This window comes from Janthinobacterium foliorum (assembly GCF_978021625.1).
This window is the reverse complement of sequence record NZ_CDXDQE010000016.1, coordinates 80,636-100,812: the sequence shown is the minus strand read 5'-3', so window position 1 is coordinate 100,812 and position 20,177 is coordinate 80,636. Positions and strand designations below refer to the sequence as shown.

Below are 20,177 nucleotides of genomic sequence, written 5' to 3'. Positions count from 1 at the left end.
CTGCTCACCGCCGTCCGCCATTGCCCATACTGCGGCCATGCGCAGGCGGCCGGTGTGCAGCCGCCTGCGCCAGCATCTGCGCCGCAGGCCGCTGCCGTGCCGCCGCCATTGCCGGTCGTGCCCGACATCAAGCCGCCGCCTGTGCCGGTCGCGCCACCGGCGGCACCAAAGCCGCCGCCGGTGCCCGTGCCGCTTCCGAAACCGGAGCGGCCGAAGGCGCCTGCGGCGGCGCCGACACCTGCATCGCCGCCCAAGCCGGCGCCGCAGCCGGCAACGCCGGTGCCGCCCGCTGTACCGCCGTCGCCGTCGCGCCGCTGGCTGAAGTGGGTGGCCGGTATCGGCTTGCTGGCCGTGGCGATCGTCTACATGAATGGCAAGCCGGGCGGCAAGAGCGAGTCGGCCTGCAACGACGCCATCGACAGCGGCTTGAAGCTGGTGGCCAATGGCAGCCTGGACGGCGCACGGCAAAAGCTGGCGACGGCGAAAAACGTGTGCACAGGCAAGTCCAGCGCCAAGGCCGACGACTTGCAGGCGGCGATCGGCAGGGCTGGCGCGTCTTCAAGTGGCTGCCAGCGCAGCGTGCGCGGCATCGAGCGCGATATCGATGGCCACAGCTTGCAAAGCGCCGCCAGGGGCATCGCCGCGCTCGACGCCGATTGTGCCGGCGCCTCGACGGTTGACTCCTTGCGCAAGCAGCTGGCGCGCCAGCAGGCGGCCGCCGCGTCCGTGCAGGTGGGCGTGCGCCAGGCGCTCGACGCCAAGGATGCGACGGCGGCGCACAATGGCATCGTCAGGCTGGAAGCGATCGACCGCGAAGCGCCTGAATTGCCGCAGCTGAAGGCGGAAGTGCAGGCGCTGTCGGTCCCGGCCCCGATACCGGCAACCGCGCCCGCCGCGGCGCCGCTGGAAACGGCGCCGGTCCGCGCCGTGCCGACGGAAGCGGCGCCCGCGCGCACGGTGGAACGTCCTGCCGCGGTGGAACGCCGTCCGGTGGAGGCCGCTCCCGTGGACAATGGCGCGGCCATGCGCAACGAGATGGCGCAGTCGTTCCTGCGCGATGCCGAGCGGTCCTTGAATGACGGCAAGTTCGATGCGGCCAAGACCTATCTGGACAGCGCGCGCCGCGCCGATCCCGGCAATGCGCGCATCGACAGCCTGTCGCGCCGCATCCGCGAACGCGAACGGCAAGTGCTGCAGACGGAAACCACGATTAAATAGAAAGCTGGAGTCACCATGTTGAATAAAACCACCCTGCGCGCCGCTGCGGCGCTGACCATCACGGCCATGCTGGCCGGCTGCGCCACGGCGCCGATGAACCCGAACGGCGTGCGCCAGGATTACCCGCAAGGGGGACAGAATCCGCAAGCGAACACGACGGACGATGATCCGTGCAGCGTGGGCACGACGGCAGCGGCCGGCGCGGCCGTGGGCGCCTTGCTGGGTGCCCTGGTCAGCGGCAAGAATGGCGCGCTGAAAGGCGCGGCCATCGGCGGCGGCCTGGCGGCGGCCGGCTGCCTGGCCATCAATGTCAATTCGCGCCAGACCAAGACGGCGGCGCAGGCGGACCGCGACTACATCCGCGCCCGCGGCGCCCTGCCGCGCGAGCCGCAGGTGGTGTCGTACACGCCGCAGCTGAGCGCTTCCACCGTCAAGCGCGGCCAGCCGTTCAAGGTCAACTCCGTCGTGGAACTGGTCAATGGCAGCGCGCAGACCGTCAACGACGTGCGCGAAGAACTGGTGGTGCTCGATCCGCAAGGCCAGCCATTCAAGTCCGGTTCGAAAACCCTGGCCAGCAACAATAAATCGGGCGGCCGCTTTGAAAACTCGTTCGAGCTGACCTTGCCGGCCGGCGTGTCGCAAGGCGTGTACGGCGTCAAGACGAATCTGTACGTGAACGGCAAGCTGTCCGCCACGCGCGACCTGCGCACGCAGCTGGTTATGCTGGACGACAATAGCGATGCAGCGCAGCAATTGGCGCAGCGGTAAAGGGAGATTGCAGGAGTATCAACATCTCATCCAGTCGTAGCGAGCGGCGATGATTTGTGGCCGAGAAGCGCAGCGCTACTTTAGTAGCGCGAGCATCGCCGGCCGCAAAGCGCGCCGCGCAGTAGACTGGGTGAGGTGTCCGCTACACGCCACCGGCGTAGCCATGCTGGCGCCACGCTTCATACACGACGACGGCCACCGTATTGGACAGGTTCAGGCTGCGGTTGTCCGGGCGCATGGGCAGGCGGATGCGTTGCTCGGCGGGAAAGCCGTCGCGCAGGGCGGGGTCCAGGCCTTTTGTTTCCGAACCGAATACGAACACGTCGCCGGGCAAAAAGGCGACGTCGCCAAACGGGCGCGAGCCGCGCGTCGTCATGGCGAACATGCGCGCCGGGTCGGGCTGGGTGTCGGCCAGGAACGCTTCCCAGTTCTTGTGCACCTTCATGCTGGCGTAGTCGTGGTAATCAAGGCCGGCGCGCTTCATCTTGCTGTCGTCGAGCGGAAAGCCCAGCGGTTCGACCAGGTGCAGCTGCGCGCCCGTGTTCGCGCACAGGCGGATGACGTTGCCCGTGTTGGGCGGGATTTCAGGTTCTACCAAAACGACGTGAAACAAAATGCTCTCCTTATATATATCAGTAATCTAGTGCGGCGGCGTGCGCGCCACCACCAATATGCTCACCCTGGCCGCGCCCGCGCTCTTGCAGGCCGCCGCCAGTGCGTTGACCGTGTGGCCGCTGCTCATCACGTCGTCGACGATGCCGACATGGCAAGCTGGCAGCAGCGCTTCATGGCCGGGCGCGATGGCAAACGCGTGCGCCAGGTTGGCTTGCCGTTCCTGCGGCGCCACGCCGCTTTGCGCCCGGGTGTCGCGCACCCGTTGCGCCAGCCGGGGCTGCAACGGCAGTTGCAGCAGGCGCGCCAGCGGGCGGGCGATTTCCAGCGCCTGGTTGAAGCCCCGTTCGGCCAGGCGGGCCGGTCCCAGCGGCACGGGACACAGTAGCTGCGGCCGCTCCCAGCCCGGCTGTCGCTGCACGCTTTCATATAACAGCTGCGCAAACAATGGCGCCAGCGCCAGGCGCGCGCCGAATTTCAGCTGCAGCAGCAACTGGTCGGCAGGCGCCGCATAATCAAACGCCGTGATGGTGGCGTCATATGCGGGACGCTGGCGCAGGCAGCGGCCGCAGAGCAGAGCTACCTCGCTGTCATCGAGCGGATTGGCGCACAGGCGGCAGCGCGGGCGCCCGTGATCCAGATACCGGGCGCGGCATGGCGGGCACAGCACTTCCGGGCAGCCGATGCCGCACAGCGCGCACTGCGCCGGCAGCACGGTGGCACCCAGCCACAGCCTGAACGCCCGCCAGGCGGCGTCAATGCGGGGCTTGGCGGCGTGGCGCATCGCGATGGCGTCGTTCCATGTACACTGCCGACATTATCTCACCTCACCCGATTCAACATGCCAGTTCCCACCACTCCGCCCAAAATGAGTGCGCCCATCGATGCGGTGCAAGTACGCGATTTCTTTTCCCGTCCGGCGCGCATCGCGCCGTCGGACTTCCTGCGCCGCGAAGTGTCGCAGCGCATGCACGAACGCCTGGAGCTGGTGAAGATCGCTCCCCTGCGGGTGCTCGACGCGGGCTGCGGCCCCGGCGCGGACCTGGCGCAGCTGCACAAGGATTATCCCGCCGCGCAGATCATCGGTCTCGATGCAGCGCAAGCGATGATGCTGGCGGCGCGCGCGCCGGCGTCGAAACTGGCCAGCCTGAACCAGTTCCTCAGCAAGCTCTTGCCGGCCAAGGCGGGGGTGGATCTGCTGTGCGGCGACCTGGGCGACTTGCCGCTGGCCCCCGGCAGCATCGACCTGGTCTGGTCCAACCTGGCCCTGCACTGGCATGCCCAGCCCGACCGCGTGTTCGCCGAATGGCGCCGCGTGCTCCGCCTCGACGGTTTGCTGATGTTTTCGTGTTTCGGTCCGGACACGTTCCGCGAAGTGCGCGACGCCTTTGCCGAAGCGGACCTGTATCCGCACGCCTTCCCGTTTGTCGACATGCATGACTTTGGCGACATGCTGGTCGAGACGGGCTTTTCCACGCCCGTGCTGGACATGGAGATCATCACCGTGACCTACGATACGCCGCAAAAACTGCTGGCCGACGTGCGCGCCTTTGGCGGCAACCCGCTGACGACGCGCCGGCGCGGCCTGATGGGCAAGGCGGCATGGCAGCGCATGCTCGATGCGCTGGAAAAGATGCGCCGTCCCGACGGCAAGCTGGGCCTGAGTTTCGAGATCATTTACGGCCACGCCTTCCGTCCGGCGCCGCGCGTGACGCGCAACGGGGAAGCCATCATCCGTTTCGACCTGCCGCGCAAGCCCAAATAAACGCCGTGCAAAAGCGGCAAGAAAGCCGAAAGAAACCGACACTTGGTCGCCATCCGCATGTTGATGTTGCAGCAAGCGTTGCAAAGCGGGCGGCGGCCAGGAGAAGGGCGCGCACAATGCCGATTATTGCTTGATGGATTCAAGTTTACTTGATTATAATCGTTGATTGTTTGTCAGCTTGTTAAGCCATAAAAACAAGGGCTGCATACAAAATAAAAAAAACAAAGCAAGACTTATTGGAAGTTACTGCATTAGTATAGTAACCATCTTCCACACAGGGCCTTTTAATCGTGGGGAAGAAAAACAGGGTTCCAGCATGGTCGTCCGCCAGCGTTTTTGGCGCGGCAGCCAGCATGGAATTCGCTGGTGCTTGACGCCCGTGGCCGTGTTTTGGCCGTGGTGCTTTCATGGAGGAGCGGCAGCGGTCCAGTACGGAGAAGTCCGCAGCCGTTTAAAATATCATTATTTTTGGGTGGTTGGGGAAAACATGAAACATGCAAAGCGACTTCAATCGTTGCTGCTCGGGCTGTCTTTGACAGCGTTTGGCATCGGGCGATGGGCCACGGCGGCACCTGCTGCCAGCACCTATCCCGGCACCGGCGGTCCCGTGCCGCTCGAAATGAATCTGCAACCGCCGGCGACACAGATCGCCCATGAAATCTACGATTTGCACACCTGGATGATGATCATCTGCCTGGTGATCTTCGTGGCCGTGTTCGGCGTCATGTTTTATTCCATCTTCAAGCACCGCAAGTCCCTGGGCCACAAACCGGCCACCTTCCACGAAAGCACCACCGTCGAGATTGCCTGGACCGTCGTGCCTTTCCTGATCGTCATCGGCATGGCCCTGCCTGCCACGCGCACCGTGGTCGGCATGAAGGATACCTCGAACGCCGACATCACCATCAAGGCCACCGGCATGCAGTGGAAATGGGGCTATGACTACCTGAAAGGCGAGGGCGAAGGCATTTCCTTCCTCTCCAACCTGGCCACGCCGCGCTCGCAAGTGGGCGCGCCCGGTGCGCCGCCGACGGAAAAGCGCGGCGAAAACTACCTGATCGAAGTCGACAATGAAGTCGTGGTGCCGGTCAACAAGAAGATCCGCATGGTGCTGACGGCCAACGACGTCATCCACGCCTGGTCCGTGCCCGCCTTTGGCGTGAAGCAGGATGCGATCCCCGGCTTCGTGCGCGACACCTGGTTCAAGGCCGACCATATCGGCACCTTCCGCGGCAATTGCGCCGAACTGTGCGGCAAGGAACACGCCTTCATGCCCATCGTCGTCAAGGTCGTCTCCGCCGATGATTACAAGGCATGGGTTGATGTAAAACAAAAGGAAATGGCCGCACTGGCTGATGATCCAAGCAAGGTGTGGACCATCGACGAGCTGAAGGTCAAGGGCGAGAAAGTGTATGCGGCCAACTGCGTGGTCTGCCACCAGGCGACGGGCAAGGGCGTGCCGGGTGCGTTTGCCGCGCTCGACGGCTCGGCCGTGGTGAACGGTCCGAAGGCGGAACAGATCCATGTCTTGCTGAACGGGCAAAAGAGCGGCAAGTTCCCGGCGGAAATGCCTGCCTGGAAACAGCTGTCCGACACGGAAATTGCCGCAGTGATCACTTACACGCGCAATTCCTGGTCGAACAAGGCCGAAGAGAACATCGTTCAACCAGCCGAAATCGTGGCTGCACGCAAGTAATTAGGAGCCGCATATGAGTACTAGCACGAGCACCTTGGACCACGCCGGTCACGATCATGACCATGCCCACGACCACCCGACAGGCCTGCGCCGCTGGCTGTTTGCGACCAACCACAAGGATATCGGTACCTTGTACTTGTGGTTCTCGTTCATCATGCTGCTGTCCGGCGGCGTGCTGGCCCTGATGATCCGTACGGAATTGTTTCATCCAGGCCTGCAATTCTTCCACCCTGAATTCTTCAATCAGCTGACCACCATGCACGGCCTGGTGATGGTGTTCGGCGCCATCATGCCGGCCTTCGTCGGCTACGCCAACTGGATGATCCCGCTGCAAGTGGGTGCTTCCGACATGGCGTTTGCGCGCATGAACAACTTCTCGTTCTGGCTGCTGCCGCCGGCCGCCATCCTGCTGGCCACGTCCTTCCTCGTGCCCGGTGGCGCCACGGCCGCCGGCTGGACCCTGTATGCGCCGCTGTCGACGCAGATGGGTCCCGGCATGGACATGGCCATTTTTGCCATGCACCTGATGGGCGCCTCGTCCATCATGGGCTCGATCAACATCATCGTCACCATCCTGAACATGCGCGCGCCCGGCATGACCCTGATGAAAATGCCGATGTTCTGCTGGACCTGGCTGATCACGGCCTACCTGCTGATCGCCGTCATGCCGGTGCTGGCCGGCGCCATCACCATGACCCTGACGGACCGCCATTTCGGCACCTCCTTCTTTAACGCGGCCGGCGGCGGCGACCCCGTCATGTACCAGCACATCTTCTGGTTCTTCGGCCATCCCGAGGTCTACATCATGATTCTGCCGGCCTTCGGCATCGTCTCGCAGATCCTGCCGGCCTTTGCCCGCAAGCCCCTGTTCGGCTATGCGTCGATGGTGTACGCCACGGCTTCGATCGCCATCCTGTCCTTCATCGTCTGGGCGCATCACATGTTTACCACCGGCATGCCGGTGACGAGCCAGCTGTTCTTCATGTACGCCACCATGCTGATCGCCGTGCCGACGGGCGTGAAAGTGTTCAACTGGATCGCCACCATGTGGAAGGGTTCCATGACGTTCGAGACGCCGATGCTGTTCTCGGTGGGCTTCATTTTCGTCTTCACCATGGGCGGCTTCACGGGCCTGATCCTGGCCGTCACGCCGATCGACATCCAGCTGCAGGATACCTATTATGTGGTGGCGCACTTCCACTACGTGCTGGTGGCCGGTTCCCTGTTCGCCCTGTTCGCCGGCTTCTACTACTGGTCGCCGAAATGGACGGGCCACATGTACAACGAGACGCGCGGCAAGATCCACTTCTGGCTGTCCCTGATCACCTTCAACGTGACCTTCTTCCCGATGCACTTCCTGGGCCTGGCCGGCATGCCGCGCCGCTACGCCGACTATCCGGCGCAGTTCACGGATTTTAATATGATCGCCTCGATCGGCGCCTTCGGTTTCGGCCTGATGCAAGTGTACTTCCTGCTGTTCGTGGTCTTGCCGACCATCCGCGGCGGCAAGGCTGCCCCGGCGAAACCATGGGAAGGCGCGGAAGGCCTGGAATGGACCGTGCCGAGCCCGGCCCCGTTCCACACGTTTGAAACGCCGCCGACCGTGAAATGAGGTATCCCGGGCCGGCGTATGCGCCGGCCCGTCTTGAATAAAGTGCCTGTCATGACCGAACGTAAGAAACCGAACAACCTGCGCACCGGGCTGATACTGGCCGCCCTGGCGGCCTTCTTCTTCCTGTCCGTGTTTGCCAAACGGCTGTGGCTGACGTGACGACGCCCGCGCAACAGGAAACACGCGGCCTGAACCGCAAGATGCTGGGCAAGCTGCTCGTCATTGCCGTGCTGATGTTTGGCTTCGGCTATGCCCTGATTCCCGTCTACAAGCAGATTTGCGAAGTGATGGGCATCAACGTGCTGACGCAGAAGGATGGCACGGTGGCCTATGACAACAATACGCAGGTCGACACGACGCGCAGCATTACCGTCGAGTTCGACGGCAATGCGCAGGGGCCGTGGCGTTTCCGTCCAGTTGTTTCCAGCATGCAGGTGCATCCGGGCGAACTGGTCACCGTCATGTATGAAGTGGTCAACACGCAAAACCGCGTGGTGAACGCGCAAGCCATTCCCAGCTACGCACCGCAGAGTGCGACGCCGCATTTCAAGAAGGTCGAGTGTTTCTGCTTCAAGCAGCAGACCTTGAAAGCGCACGAAGCGCGGCAGATGCCGGTGGTGTTCTTCCTCGATCCGGCCCTGCCGAAAGAGGTGAAAACCATCACCCTGTCGTACACGTTTTTCGAGATTGCCGGTCTGAGCCAGGCTCAGGCGCCGGCCGTCCAATAGGAGAGTGCCATGGCCAAGCCAGAGCAGCCGCAGAAAGCGTCGTTCCTGTATTCGCTGCGGGCCGTCGTGTGGTCGTTTACGGGCTTGCGCCGCAAGAGCGATTTCGATACGGATTCGGCCAAACTCAATCCCGTGCACATCGTCATCGCCGGCTTGCTGGTGGTCGCTTGCCTGATCGGCGTCCTGTTGTCGCTGGTCAAATTCGCTGTCTCATGAGTTTTTGCTGCATCTATCTATAACGTATAAAAACCACCCTACAAGTTTTTGAGGAGATGATGATGAGTTCCAACCACGCCGCCGCACCTTATTATTTCGTGCCGGGGCCGTCGCGCTGGCCGATGCTGGGCGGCGCCAGCCTGCTGCTGACCATGATCGGCGCCTCGGCCTGGGTCAACGATGTGTCCTGGGGCCCGTACGTGAACTACCTGGGCATCGCCGGCATCCTGCTGGTGCTGTATTTCTGGTTCGGCGACGCCATCAGCGAATCGGAGCAGGGCCTGTACAGCGAACGCATCGACCACTCGTTCCGCTGGAGCATGAGCTGGTTCATCTTCTCGGAAGTCATGTTCTTTGCCGCCTTCTTCGGCGCCCTGTTCTACGCGCGCAGCATTTCCATGCCGTGGCTGGCCGACCTCGACCACAAGGTCATCTGGCCCGATTTCGCCGCCCACTGGGGCAACACGGGCCCGGCCGGCACGGTGCAGGAATTCACTACCATGACGCCGTTCTGGATTCCGACCATCAATACGGCCCTGCTGCTGCTGTCCGGCGTGACCCTGACCATCTCGCACCACGCGCTGCGCGCCGGCCACCGCAGCATGACGGCGCTGTTCCTGTTCGCCACGATCTTGCTGGGCGCCATCTTCATGGGCTTCCAGGTGTATGAATACGTGCACGCCTACAGCGAGCTGAACTTGAAACTGACGTCCGGCATCTACGGCGCCACCTTCTTCATGCTGACGGGTTTCCACGGCTTCCACGTGACCCTGGGCGCCATCATGCTTTCCGTCATCCTGTACCGCGTGCTGAAAGGCCACTTCACGCCCGAGCACCACTTCGGCTTTGAAGGCGCCGCCTGGTACTGGCACTTTGTCGACGTCGTCTGGCTGGGCCTGTACGTGGTCGTGTATTGGTTATAATGGCGGGGCAGGGCGCGCGTGCTTGACGCGTGCGCCGGCACCATAAAAAAAAGCCGTACCGGGAGATCCTGGGTACGGCTTTTTTCTTAGTCTGAAGAATTTTGCCAAGCAAGCAACGTCGTTGGCACGGGGGGCAGACCCCAGCCGTTAATGTATGCCCGTCGGCTGGATGTAGCCCAGATGATGCGCCAGCAGGATCAGCAGGAACAGGGTGATCGACAGGCCCACGCGCAGGGCCAGCGCCTGCACGGTGCGGTTGCTCTTGCCCTTGTCGCGCATCAGGAAAAACAGGGCCGAGCCCAGGCTGCCCAGGATCAGGATAAAGGCAATGGCAACGAGGATTTTCATGGATGGTAGCGCCAGGCTTGAGGAGGTTTCATTGTAATGCGTATCCGCTTCCATTTTAGATGGATTCCATTTGTTGTAATGCTGCTACTGGCGGCGCTGGGGATATCCTTGGCGCAATGGCAGCAGCGCCGTGCCGACGAGAAAAATGTCCGCGCCGCCCGGCTGGCAGCGGGCAACCAGGCCGCGCCGCTGGCCTTGACAGCCGCCCCCCTGCTGCCGGCCGATGCGCAAGCCATCGAATATCGCCGCGTTACCGTCACCGGGCATTTTATTCCTGCCTGGACGGTGTACCTGGACAATCGCCCTTACCAGGGCCAGGCGGGCTTCCACGTGCTCACGCCATTCCAGATCGACGGCTCGCCCATGCACGTGCTGGTGGCGCAGGGCTGGCTGCCGCGCAACAATGCCGAGCGCACCCGCATCCCCGACTACGCCACGCCTGCCGGCACCGTCACCATTGCCGGCATCGCCCGCCTGAACGCGGGCCATGTCATGGAACTGGGCACGGCGCCGCCGCTGGCGCCGCACGCCATCGTGCAAAATGCCGATATCGCCCAGCTGGCGCAGGCCAGCGGCCTGGCCTTGCAGCCCATCGTTCTCGAACAAACAGTCGACCCGGTCGATCCGACAGCGGCGCCAGCGTCCAGCCAGCTTCCCGTGCGCGACTGGCCGGCGCCCGACCTGGGCGCCGACAAGCACCGCGGCTATGCATTCCAGTGGTACGCACTGGCACTGATGGCTTTTTTATTTTTTGTCTTTACAGGATTTCGACGTGCAAACAAACAACCCTGAAGCAACGCAAGACAGCACCGATAAACAGGCGCAGAACACGGGACGCTGGAAACTGCTGGCCGTCGTGGCCGTGTGCGCGTTTCCCATCATCGCCTCGTATTTCACGTATTACATCATCAAGCCCACGGGGCGCAACAATTACGGCGCCCTCATCGACCCCCGTTTGCATCCGATCCCCGAAGCACAATTGCACGTGACGGAACTCGATGGCAAGGCGGCGCCGCTGGCGCAATTCAAGGGCAAGTGGGTGATGCTGCAAACGGGACCGTCCGATTGCCAGGAAGCGTGCAAGAAACTGCTGTTTGAAATGCAGCAGCTGCGCCTGATGCAGGGCAAGGAACGCGAACGCATCGAGCGCGTCTGGCTGGTGACGGATGCGCAGCCGCTCGATACCCTGGTGATCCGCGAATTCGACGGCACCAGCATGCTGCGCGTGAACGGCGACGCCTTGAAGGCGTGGCTGCCCGTGGAGCAGGGCGGCAAGGCGGAAGAGCATTTGTATTTGATCGATCCGCTGGGCAACCTGATGATGCGCTTCCCGAAAGACGCGGACCCCGGCAAGGTCAAGAAAGACATCGCCAAGCTGCTCAAAGCTTCGGCGATCGGTTGAGGGGAACGCATGCCGACGATGCATCTTTCCGCGCTGGCCCAGCTGGGCTTGACAGGTCTGCTGGTGGCGCTGCTGCCGCTGACCATGGTCTGGGTGTCCGCGGACGCCAATAAATACCGCAAGCTGGTGTGGATCGCCGTCTTCCTGACGGTGGACCTGATCATGTTTGGCGGCTTCACGCGCCTGTCCGATTCCGGCCTGGGCTGTCCGGACTGGCCTGGCTGCTATGGCTCGGCCAATCCCTTCCTCGCGCACGAGCACATCGTGGCGGCCGAGACCCTGATGCCGACGGGCCCCGTGACGGTCGTGAAAGCGTGGATCGAGATGACGCACCGCTACCTGGCCATGGCCATCGGCGTCCTGATCGTGGCGATGATGGTGCAGGCGTGGCGCCAGTGGCGCAAGCATCGCCGCGAGGAGTTCGCCCCCGCCCTGCCCACGGCGCTATTCCTGTTTGTCTGCCTGCAGGGCGCGTTCGGCGCCTGGACCGTCACCCTGAAACTGCAGCCGGTAATCGTCACCATCCACTTGCTGCTGGGCATGGGCCTGCTGGCCATGCTGACGTGGCTGGGCGGACGCCAGGACAATGCCGTGGCGCCCCTGCGGCGGGCCGATGCGGACGCGGCCGTGTTGCGGCCCGTTCGGGCGCTGGCCGTTTTCTCGCTGGTGCTGCTCACGGTGCAGATCGCGCTGGGCGGCTGGGTAAGCACCAACTACGCCACCCTGGCCTGCACGGATTTCCCCCTGTGCGGCGGCAAGGTGATTCCGGAGATGGATTTCGAGCATGGTTTCCACCTGTGGCGCGAACTGGGCAAGACGGCCGCCGGCCATTACCTGCCATTTTCCGCGCTGACAGCCATCCACTGGGTGCACCGCAACTTTGCGTTTATCGTGCTGGCCGGCATCGGCTACACGGTGTTCCGCGCGTGGAAGCTGCCGTCCTTGCGCGGCACGGCACGGTGGATTGCCGTGGTGCTGGCCCTGCAGGCGGCCACGGGCCTGGCGACCATCTACCTGAGCTGGCCATTGTCGATCGCCGTCATGCATAACGGCGGGGCGGCGCTGCTCGTGTTGTTGCTGACCATGTTAAACTACAAGGCTAAATTCCAGCTCGATGTTGCGCGGACTTCCGCTTCCGCCTCCGCGACAGTGCCCCCGGCACCAGCCAGCTCTTCCCGTACCGCATAAATGACTACTCAGACCATCAGCCGTAAACCATCCCCCCGCATCGCCCAGTATTGGGCGCTGACCAAGCCGCGCGTGACGCAGCTGGCCGTGTTTTGCGCCGTCATCGGCATGTTCCTGGCCAGCGAAGAGTTGCCTGACTGGCATGCGGTGGTGTTCGGCACCATCGGCATCTGGCTGCTGGCCGGCGCCGCGTTTGCCGTCAATTGCCTGGCCGAGCGCGAAATCGATGCGCGCATGGCCCGCACGGCGCGCCGTCCGATGGCCATGGGCGACATCACCGTCAAGCAGACGGTGGTGTTCGCACTGGTGATCGGCGGCCTGGGCATGGCGATCCTGTATCACCTGGTCAATCCCCTGACCATGTGGCTGACCTTTGTCACCTTTGTCGGCTACGCCCTGATCTACACCATGGTGCTGAAACCGGCCACGCCGCAAAACATCGTCATCGGCGGCCTGTCCGGCGCCATGCCGCCCGCGCTGGGCTGGGCCGCCGTCGCCAACGACGTGCCGATGCAGGCCTGGCTGCTGGTCCTGATCATTTTTGTGTGGACGCCGCCGCACTTCTGGGCGCTGGCCATGTACCGCCGCGACGACTACGCGCGCTCGGGCCTGCCCATGCTGCCCGTCACGCACGGCTTGAAGTTCACGCAGTTCCACGTCTGGCTGTACTCGATCGCGCTGGCCGCCACCACCTTGCTGCCGTACGCCGTGCGCATGAGCGGCCTGATCTACCTGGTATCGGCCGTCGTGCTCAATGCCGGTTTCCTGTATTACGCGTGGAAAATGTACCGCCACTACACGGACTTGATCGCGCGCAAGGCATTTACTTTTTCCATCATCTACCTGGCACTGCTGTTCGCGGCCTTGCTGGTGGACCATTACATTCCCCTCGGCTCATGAAAAAATCCCTGACCCTGTTGTTGGCGGCCGCGCTGGTCGCCGTCCTGGCCGGCTGCGGCAAGCCCGCGGTGCCCAAGCTGGAATTCAAGAACACGGACGTGACGGGCCTGGGCTATGCGCGCGAGTTCGCCCTGACCGACCACACCGGCCATCCGCGCACCCTGGCCGACTACAAGGGCAAGCTGGTGCTGATGTTCTTCGGCTACACGCAATGCCCGGACGTCTGTCCTACCACCATGGCCGACATGGCCCAGGTGATGCAGGAAATGGGCCCGCAGGCGGACCAGGTGCAAGTGCTGTTCGTCACCGTCGATCCCGAGCGCGATACGCAGCAATTGCTGGCGCAATACGTGCCCGCCTTCGACAAGCGCTTTGTCGGCCTGTATGGCGACGCGGCCGCGACGGCCAAGGTGGCCAAGGAATTCAAGGTGTATTACGCCAAGGTCGAGGGCGAGACGGACAGCAGCTACACGGTGGACCACACGGCCGGCACCTACGTGTTCGACCGAGAGGGCAAGATCCGCCTGTTCGTGCGCCACGGCGAAAAGCCTGCCGCCATCGCGCACGATCTTAAACTTCTGCTATCCTGATCCGGTCGCGCCCCGGGGGCGCCATCTTCAGGATACGCAGTACATGGACAAACGTTTCGAGCCGTACGCCCGCCTGGCAGCCATCATCTTCCTGTTGATCGGCTGCTTTTTCGTCTTGCGGCCCTTCCTCGCTGCCATGCTGTTCGCCGCCTGCGTGGGCATTTCCAGCTGGCCCCTGTACATCCTCCTGCTCGACCGTCTGAAAGGCCGCCGCAACTGGGCCGCCACCATCATGACCTTGTCGCTGGTGCTGGTCATCGTGCTGCCGCTGGCCCTCGTCACCTACAACCTGGCCGACAATGTGTCGCGCATCTATGAGCAGCTGCGCGCCGCGCTGGAAGCGGGCGGCATCCAGCCGCCCGCCTGGCTGGCCAGCATCCCCCTGGTGGGCGACACCATCGACGGCTATGTGCGGCGGTTGCTGGACGATCGCGAGGAACTGTTGAATCTGGGTAAAACCCTGCTGGAACCGGCGCGCCATTTCCTCGCCTCGGGCGGCATCCTGCTGGGCACGGGCCTGGCGCAGACCAGCCTGGCCGTGTTCGTCAGCTTCTTCCTCTACCGCGATGGCCAGCAACTGAGCCGCGTGCTGATGACGGGCGCTGGCCGCATCATCGGCGACAGCGCGCCGGGCGTGGCCCTGACCGTCAGCCGCACCGTGCGCGGCGTCATGTACGGCTTGCTGGGCACGGCGCTGGCGCAGGCGCTGGTGGCCGTGGTGGGCTTCCTGATCGCCGGCGTGCCGGCCGTGGCGCTGCTGGGCGTGGCCACCTTCATCTTTTCGCTGATTCCCGTGGGCCCGCCCTTGATCTGGGGCGGCGCCGCCATCTGGCTGTTCAATGACGGCCAGACGGGCTGGGGCGTCTTCATGCTGGTGTGGGGGGCGCTGCTGATCAGCGGCGTGGATAACGTGGTGAAACCCATGTTGATCAGCCGTGGCAGCAGCCTGCCGTTTTTACTCGTCCTGCTGGGCGTGCTAGGCGGCGTGCTGGCCTTCGGCTTCGTCGGCATCTTTATCGGCCCGACCCTGCTGGCGGTGCTGTACAGCCTGCTGCAAACGTGGACGGTAGGCGAGACCACCGTGCCGCAGGGCAAAGATACCATAACGTTAAAAAAATAACTTCGCCACCTGCTAAAACCGTGGCGGGCAAACGGAAGAGGCGGCTGAGACGCGCAACCGTGCTTGCGCACGGCGAGCATCGCAGGCCGCCGATGCCGACGCGCAGCAGATTCGGTCAGGTGTTTTCAATCCCTTAAATCGGCGTCCAGGTCCCGCTCCTGCTTCGGGATCACCTTGATGAGCACGATGCGGGGGCCGTTCATCTTCTTGACGACGATGTCGAAGTCGACGAAGGTGATGCGCTGGCCCTGCTTGGGAATGTCGCCCAGCTTGACCATGATCAAGCCGCCCACGGATTCCACGTCGTCCAGGCCCAGTTCCTCGTTTTCGATATCGATGCCGAGGATGCGTTCGAGCGAAAAGATGGGCAGGCTGGCCTTGCCGATCAGGGTGCCATCGCTTTGTTTGAGCCAATCGTTTTCATTGCGGCGGAATTCATCGCGGATTTCGCCCACCATGGCGCCGAGCAAGTTATCCAGGGTAATGAAGCCCAGCGGGCGCTTGCCCTTTTCGCCGATCAGCGCGAAGTGCGGCGCGCCGTCGCGGAAGCGGCGGAACAGTTCCAGCGCCGGCGTGCGCGCGGAAATGATGTCCACGGGACGCAGGAAGGGCGTGAGCGAGGTGATGGGCTTGCCCGCCTGCTGGGCAAAGAACAGGTCCTTCAAGTGCACCACGCCCAGCACGTCGTCGCCGTTCGTGTCGAAATACGGGTAGCGGCTGAAACGGTTGCGCAGCACCGTGTCGAGGTTTTCTTCCAGGGTGTTCGAGGCGTGCAGGGCGATCACTTCATTGATCGGGCGCATCAGGTCCGACACCGTCATCTGCTCGAAATCGAGCGACTGCGCCAGAATGTTGCGCTCGTCGCGCGTAAACTTTTCGCCCGGCTGGCTGGTGCGCAGGATCAGTTTCAGTTCCTCGGACGAGTAATGGGCATCGTGGCCGCCCTTGCCGGACAGGCCCGCCAGGCGCAGTACCCAGTTGGCGCTGGCGTTGAGCAGGTAGATGGCCGGATACATGGTCCAGTAAAAGCCGTACAGGGGAATCGCGCTCCACAGGCCGACGGCTTCCGGGTTGCGGATGGCCATCGATTTGGGCGCCAGTTCGCCCACGACGATGTGCAGGAAGGAAATGACGCTGAAGGCGACGACGAAGGACACGCCGTGGATCAGTTCCTGCGAGGTGACGCCGACGGCGCCGAACAGCGGTTCCAGCAAGCCGGCGAACGCCGGTTCGCCGACCCAGCCCAGGCCCAGCGACGCCAGCGTGATGCCCAGCTGGCAGGCGGACAGGTAGGCGTCCAGCTGGCCGTGCACCTTGGCCAGGATGCGGCCCCGCAGTCCCTGTGTCTTGGCGATGGCGCGGATGCGCGTGCGCCGCAAGGTGACGATGCCAAACTCGGCGGCAACAAAAAAACCGTTCAGCGCGACCAGGAAGAGGGCGAGCAGGACTAGCAAGACATTGTGCATGGGGGCGCTGAAGATGGGCTGTAAAAACGTCATCTTAAACGACGAAGGGCGCCATAGCCTAATTTTGCCGCGCGCCCCCCTGGAAAGGCGGTGGCGCGCGGTATTTTTTTCAGCCGGATCAGCCTTTGGCGGCCGTTTGCGACCCGCCGCGCATGGCAAAGACCATGACGGCCGAGACGATGGCGGGGATGGCGACGACGAGGAAAATCGTGCTGTTGGGCCAGTTCAAGCGGATCAGCTCGCCACCGAGCACGGGGCCGATGATGGAGCCGATGCGGCCCACGCCCAGGCTCCAGCCGATGCCCGTCGAGCGCAGGGTGGTCGGGTAGTAGCTGGCCGCCAGGGCATTCACGGCGGGCTGGCCGCCCACCACGCAGAAGCCGGCGATGAAGATCGTGATGAACAGGAAGGCCAGCGAAACGTCCGGACGGCCGATCAGGGCGATGGCCACGGCGGCCACCAGAAAGCAGGGCAGCAGGATGCGGCGGAAGCTGGAGCGGTCGATCAGCTGGCCCATGACCAGGGTGCCGATGGTGCCGCCCACTTGCAGGGCCGTGCCCGCCAGCACGGCGTTGGCCGTCGACAGGCCCGCTTCCTTGGCGATGGTCGGCAGCCAGTTCGACAGGAAATACAGGTTCAGCAAGTTCATGAAGTTGATGACCCACAACAGGATCGTCATCTTTGCGCGGCCGCCCGTAAACAGTTGCAGCACGGGCGCGCCCTTGTGTTCCTTTTCATGCACGACGTACTGCGTCTCGGCCGTGATGTTCACCGTCGGGTCGATGCGCTTGAGCCATTTGGCGACTTTATCCAGCTTGCGTTTCTTCAGCACCAGGAACTGCATCGATTCCGGGAGCAGGAAGAACATCAGCACACCGATGACCAGCGGCACCACGCCGCCCACGTAAAACACGGATTGCCAGCCGAATGCGGGAATCAGCGCGGCCGACAGCAAGCCGCCCAGCACGGCGCCCAAAGTAAAACCGCAGGACACCAGCATCATCAGGGTGACTTTCTTGCGCAGCGGGCTGTACTCGCCGGCCAGTGCCATGGCGTTCGGCATCACGGCGCCCAGGCCCAGTCCGGTAATAAAACGGATCAGCTGCAATTGCTCGATGGTGGTGGCCAGCGGCGTGACCAGCATGCACAGCGAAAAGAAGATGGTCGAGCCGATCAGCACGGGGCGGCGGCCGAACTTGTCGGCCGTGATGCTGAAGACGAGCGAACCCACCAGCATGCCCAGCAGGCCCGCGCCAAACACGGGACCCAGGTTGGCCTTGCTGACATGCCAGTCCGCAATGATGGCGGGCGCCACGTAACCCATGGCTTGCACGTCGAAGCCATCCATGATGACGCACAGCCCGCACAGGATCAGCATGCCGATCTGGAAGGAGCCGATCCTGTTGTTATTGATGAGATCGGGAATATCGATCGTCTTGCCTGCCGTGGACATGCTGCTGCTCCTTGTTGTTATGGTGATCGCATCCTGCCGCCGGGCGGCGAACGCGTGTTTGTCTCAGGCTTTATTACAATCGCTTTTGATTGATTATTCAAACGTTATTTTCGAATGGATTTATCGGATTGGCTAATGAATATGACATGAAAGTAATCTTGCCTGCGTGATAAGATTACGTCATGCAAAATCTAGTCCAGCACTTTCTTTCCCTGCAAGCCAGCCTGCCGGCGCAAGGGCCCGGCTTCAGCGCGCTCATCCTGCGCGACGGCGAGACGTTAATGGAACTGCATCATGGCCTGGCATGCCTGGAACTGGGCGTGCCGCTGACCGCCCAATCGCGCTACTATCTGGCGTCGGAATCGAAGCCTTTCACGGCCGCCTGCGTGCTGGACCTGGTGCGCCAGGGCATGATCGGCCTCGACGATGACGTGGCGCCCCATCTGCCCGAGGTGCGGCAATTCGGCGCCGCCATCACGGTGCGCCAGCTGCTCAACCACACGAGCGGCATTCCCGATTATTTCGATTACCTGGCATGCCAGCTGGGCCGCCACGACAGCGACTATTTTGACAATGCGCTGCTGCTGCGCCTGATCGCGCGCATGCAGGACCTGACGGCGCCGCCCGGCAGCGCGCACGATTACAGCAATTGCAACTACATCCTGCTGGCGAAACTGGTGGAGGTAGTGTCTGGCCTGCCCCTCGCCGCGCAGGCCCGGCAGCGCCTGTTCGCGCCGCTGGGCATGCACGCCACGGCCTACGATGTGGACCGGCAAGCCGTCATGCCGCAGCGCGTGCGCAGCTATACCGTGGACCCCGCGCTGGCGTCCGGCTACCGCCAGCATCTGGGCAATGCAAACACGGTGGGCGACGGCGGCGTGTATGCGTCCTTGCACGACCTGGCCCTGTGGGAGCGCGACTGGCAGCGCCAGTACCGCGACCCGTCCAGCCTGGTGCGCGCGCAGCTGGCGCCAACGCCGGGCCCGGACGGCCACAGCTGGCCTTACCGCCATGGCCTGGAGCAAATCGAGCACGGCGGGCGGGCGGTGGTGTTTCATGGCGGCGGGCTGTGGGGATTTCGGACGCTGCTGCTGCGTGTGCCCGAGCTTGGCCTGTCCGTCATCCAGCTGGCCAACGTGGATAGCTGCGAGCCGGACCAGGCGGCCTGGCTGGCGGCCATCGCCGCCGACCTCGACGCCTGATCAGTGCCGGCCGGGCACGGCGGCCAGGATCACGTCCAGCGCCGGGTGCATGATCTTGCGTTCGTTCGAGATCACATAAAACTGCTCGCGCAGGGACGATGCATCGCCCACCAGCACGGCGCCGAACTGCTCCTCGATGTCGGCCGCCAGGCTGGCGGATGCGAAGAACAGGCCCAGGCCCTTGCGGCCGAAGGCGTTGAGCATGGCGTTGTCCTCGAACTCGCCTACCACGTCGGGCCGCACGCCCTGCTGCACCATCCATTCGTCGATGCGCCCGCGCAAGGCGTTATTGCGCGCCGGCAGCAAGAACGGCGCGCCGCTCAGGCGGTGCGGGAAATCCTCGCGGTAGCGCTCGGCCAGCGCGGGGATGGCGAACAGCTTCATGGCGCTCTCTCCCCATAAATGGCTGGACACGCGCAGGCTGGCGCCGGCCGGCACGGCGCGGTCCGTCAACACCAGGTCCAGTTTGTGCAGGGCCAGATCGGCCAGCAGGGATTCGAATTCATTTTCCAGGCAGACCAGCTTGACGGGCTGGTCCAGGCTGCGCGTGGCGTCGAGCATGCGGTAGGCCATCAGTTTCGGCAGGGAATCGGAAATGCCCACCGTCAGGCGCATCTTTTCCGCGTCGGCGTCGGCCAGCGCATCCTGCATCTGCTCGCCCAGCAGAAAGATCTGGTCTGCGTAGCCGAGCGCCAGCCGGCCCGCTTCCGTCGGCACCAGGCGGCGTCCCTGCGGCTGCAGCAGCGATTTGCCCAGTTCCTTTTCCAGCAGGGCCAGCTGGGTGCTGATGGTTTGCACGGCCAGTCCCAGGCGTTCTGCCGCGCGTGTCACGCCGCCTTCCTTGGCGACCACCCAAAAAAAGTACAAATGGCGGTAATTGAAACCGGTGGTTTTCATCGTGTGGACCTATCTTCTGTTTTTACGAAGTAATGCTTCCATTATCTTCTATTTTTAAATGTGTCACACGTGC

At 63.3% G+C, this 20,177-nt stretch carries 23 protein-coding genes; 16 read left to right on the top strand and 7 right to left on the bottom strand.

Features of this window, described 5'->3' with window-relative positions; all coding sequences use genetic code 11:
* Positions 1-96: 96 nt before the first annotated feature.
* Both ACZ92H_RS26030 and ACZ92H_RS26025 read left to right on the top strand, forming a co-directional pair.
* On the top strand, positions 97-1,218 hold the full coding sequence (locus ACZ92H_RS26030; RefSeq protein ID WP_465051519.1) for a hypothetical protein: 1,122 nt from the start codon (positions 97-99) through the stop codon (positions 1,216-1,218).
* A gap of 15 nt (positions 1,219-1,233) precedes the next feature.
* Positions 1,234-1,986, top strand: a complete 753-nt coding sequence (locus ACZ92H_RS26025) for a hypothetical protein (RefSeq protein ID WP_131376335.1) — start codon at positions 1,234-1,236, stop codon at positions 1,984-1,986.
* A 142-nt stretch (positions 1,987-2,128) separates the two neighbouring features.
* On the opposite strand, the gene trmL is transcribed toward ACZ92H_RS26025, so the two are convergent.
* Entirely contained in the window at positions 2,129-2,599 is a 471-nt protein-coding gene (gene trmL, locus ACZ92H_RS26020; protein ID WP_131376332.1) for a tRNA (uridine(34)/cytosine(34)/5-carboxymethylaminomethyluridine(34)-2'-O)-methyltransferase TrmL, read from the bottom strand.
* A 27-nt stretch (positions 2,600-2,626) separates the two neighbouring features.
* Positions 2,627-3,382, bottom strand: coding sequence for a ComFC family protein (locus ACZ92H_RS26015; RefSeq protein WP_131376329.1), 756 nt, complete (start codon positions 3,380-3,382; stop codon positions 2,627-2,629).
* Positions 3,383-3,466: 84 nt separating this feature from the next.
* On the opposite strand from ACZ92H_RS26015, the gene ACZ92H_RS26010 reads away from it, so the two are divergent.
* Complete coding sequence (locus ACZ92H_RS26010; protein ID WP_131376326.1) at positions 3,467-4,363, top strand: methyltransferase domain-containing protein; 897 nt, start codon at positions 3,467-3,469, stop codon at positions 4,361-4,363.
* A 181-nt stretch (positions 4,364-4,544) separates the two neighbouring features.
* On the opposite strand, the gene ACZ92H_RS26005 is transcribed toward ACZ92H_RS26010, so the two are convergent.
* A complete protein-coding gene (locus ACZ92H_RS26005) occupies positions 4,545-4,772 on the bottom strand; it encodes a hypothetical protein (protein ID WP_131376323.1) in 228 nt (75 codons plus the stop codon).
* 78 nt (positions 4,773-4,850) lie between these two features.
* Here ACZ92H_RS26005 and coxB point away from each other — a divergent pair, with 78 nt between their 5' ends.
* The 6 genes from coxB (at position 4,851) to ACZ92H_RS25975 (ending at position 9,538) form a co-directional block, all read left to right on the top strand.
* Positions 4,851-6,059 carry a cytochrome c oxidase subunit II gene (gene coxB / locus ACZ92H_RS26000; RefSeq protein WP_131376321.1) on the top strand — a complete coding sequence of 403 codons (1,209 nt, stop codon included), beginning with the start codon at positions 4,851-4,853 and terminating at the stop codon, positions 6,057-6,059.
* A gap of 13 nt (positions 6,060-6,072) precedes the next feature.
* A complete protein-coding gene (gene ctaD, locus ACZ92H_RS25995; protein WP_092803261.1) occupies positions 6,073-7,671 on the top strand; it encodes a cytochrome c oxidase subunit I in 1,599 nt (532 codons plus the stop codon).
* Between the two features lie 51 nt (positions 7,672-7,722).
* Complete coding sequence (locus ACZ92H_RS25990; RefSeq protein WP_216354567.1) at positions 7,723-7,830, top strand: cytochrome oxidase small assembly protein; 108 nt, start codon at positions 7,723-7,725, stop codon at positions 7,828-7,830.
* Complete coding sequence (locus ACZ92H_RS25985) at positions 7,827-8,399, top strand: cytochrome c oxidase assembly protein (RefSeq protein ID WP_131376782.1); 573 nt, start codon at positions 7,827-7,829, stop codon at positions 8,397-8,399. Before ACZ92H_RS25990 ends, ACZ92H_RS25985 begins: the two co-directional genes overlap by 4 nt.
* Positions 8,400-8,408: 9 nt before the next feature.
* Entirely contained in the window at positions 8,409-8,615 is a 207-nt protein-coding gene (locus ACZ92H_RS25980; RefSeq protein ID WP_465051518.1) for a DUF2970 domain-containing protein, read from the top strand.
* 62 nt (positions 8,616-8,677) lie between these two features.
* Complete coding sequence (locus ACZ92H_RS25975; RefSeq protein WP_092803561.1) at positions 8,678-9,538, top strand: cytochrome c oxidase subunit 3; 861 nt, start codon at positions 8,678-8,680, stop codon at positions 9,536-9,538.
* 147 nt (positions 9,539-9,685) lie between these two features.
* Here ACZ92H_RS25975 and ACZ92H_RS25970 read toward each other — a convergent pair whose 3' ends face one another.
* A complete protein-coding gene (locus tag ACZ92H_RS25970; protein WP_046683386.1) occupies positions 9,686-9,886 on the bottom strand; it encodes a twin transmembrane helix small protein in 201 nt (66 codons plus the stop codon).
* A gap of 36 nt (positions 9,887-9,922) precedes the next feature.
* Here ACZ92H_RS25970 and ACZ92H_RS25965 point away from each other — a divergent pair, with 36 nt between their 5' ends.
* The 6 genes from ACZ92H_RS25965 to ACZ92H_RS25940 are packed head-to-tail and all read left to right on the top strand — an operon-like array spanning position 9,923 to position 15,086.
* Complete coding sequence (locus tag ACZ92H_RS25965) at positions 9,923-10,678, top strand: SURF1 family protein (protein ID WP_465051517.1); 756 nt, start codon at positions 9,923-9,925, stop codon at positions 10,676-10,678.
* The gene (locus ACZ92H_RS25960; protein ID WP_131376312.1) at positions 10,659-11,288 is read left to right on the top strand and encodes an SCO family protein; all 630 of its coding nucleotides are present in this window, start codon (positions 10,659-10,661) and stop codon (positions 11,286-11,288) included. Before ACZ92H_RS25965 ends, ACZ92H_RS25960 begins: the two co-directional genes overlap by 20 nt.
* Before the next feature lie 18 nt (positions 11,289-11,306).
* Complete coding sequence (locus ACZ92H_RS25955) at positions 11,307-12,476, top strand: COX15/CtaA family protein (RefSeq protein WP_465051559.1); 1,170 nt, start codon at positions 11,307-11,309, stop codon at positions 12,474-12,476.
* On the top strand, positions 12,477-13,376 hold the full coding sequence (cyoE, locus tag ACZ92H_RS25950) for a heme o synthase (RefSeq protein ID WP_131376309.1): 900 nt from the start codon (positions 12,477-12,479) through the stop codon (positions 13,374-13,376).
* Positions 13,373-13,966: an SCO family protein gene (locus ACZ92H_RS25945; RefSeq protein ID WP_131376306.1), complete on the top strand. Its 594-nt coding sequence runs from the start codon at positions 13,373-13,375 to the stop codon at positions 13,964-13,966. Before cyoE ends, ACZ92H_RS25945 begins: the two co-directional genes overlap by 4 nt.
* 43 nt (positions 13,967-14,009) lie before the next feature.
* Positions 14,010-15,086 carry an AI-2E family transporter gene (locus ACZ92H_RS25940; protein ID WP_465051516.1) on the top strand — a complete coding sequence of 359 codons (1,077 nt, stop codon included), beginning with the start codon at positions 14,010-14,012 and terminating at the stop codon, positions 15,084-15,086.
* 125 nt (positions 15,087-15,211) lie between these two features.
* Here the strand turns inward: ACZ92H_RS25940 and ACZ92H_RS25935 are convergent, their stop codons facing one another.
* Together ACZ92H_RS25935 and ACZ92H_RS25930 are read right to left on the bottom strand one after the other, a co-directional pair.
* The gene (locus ACZ92H_RS25935) at positions 15,212-16,552 is read right to left on the bottom strand and encodes a hemolysin family protein (RefSeq protein WP_131376300.1); all 1,341 of its coding nucleotides are present in this window, start codon (positions 16,550-16,552) and stop codon (positions 15,212-15,214) included.
* A gap of 118 nt (positions 16,553-16,670) precedes the next feature.
* Positions 16,671-18,005, bottom strand: a complete 1,335-nt coding sequence (locus tag ACZ92H_RS25930; RefSeq protein WP_465051515.1) for an MFS transporter — start codon at positions 18,003-18,005, stop codon at positions 16,671-16,673.
* A gap of 182 nt (positions 18,006-18,187) precedes the next feature.
* On the opposite strand from ACZ92H_RS25930, the gene ACZ92H_RS25925 reads away from it, so the two are divergent.
* Positions 18,188-19,207, top strand: coding sequence for a serine hydrolase domain-containing protein (locus ACZ92H_RS25925; RefSeq protein ID WP_465051514.1), 1,020 nt, complete (start codon positions 18,188-18,190; stop codon positions 19,205-19,207).
* Here the strand turns inward: ACZ92H_RS25925 and nhaR are convergent, their stop codons facing one another.
* The gene (nhaR, locus tag ACZ92H_RS25920) at positions 19,208-20,104 is read right to left on the bottom strand and encodes a transcriptional activator NhaR (RefSeq protein ID WP_465051513.1); all 897 of its coding nucleotides are present in this window, start codon (positions 20,102-20,104) and stop codon (positions 19,208-19,210) included.
* Between the last annotated feature and the right edge of the window lie 73 nt (positions 20,105-20,177).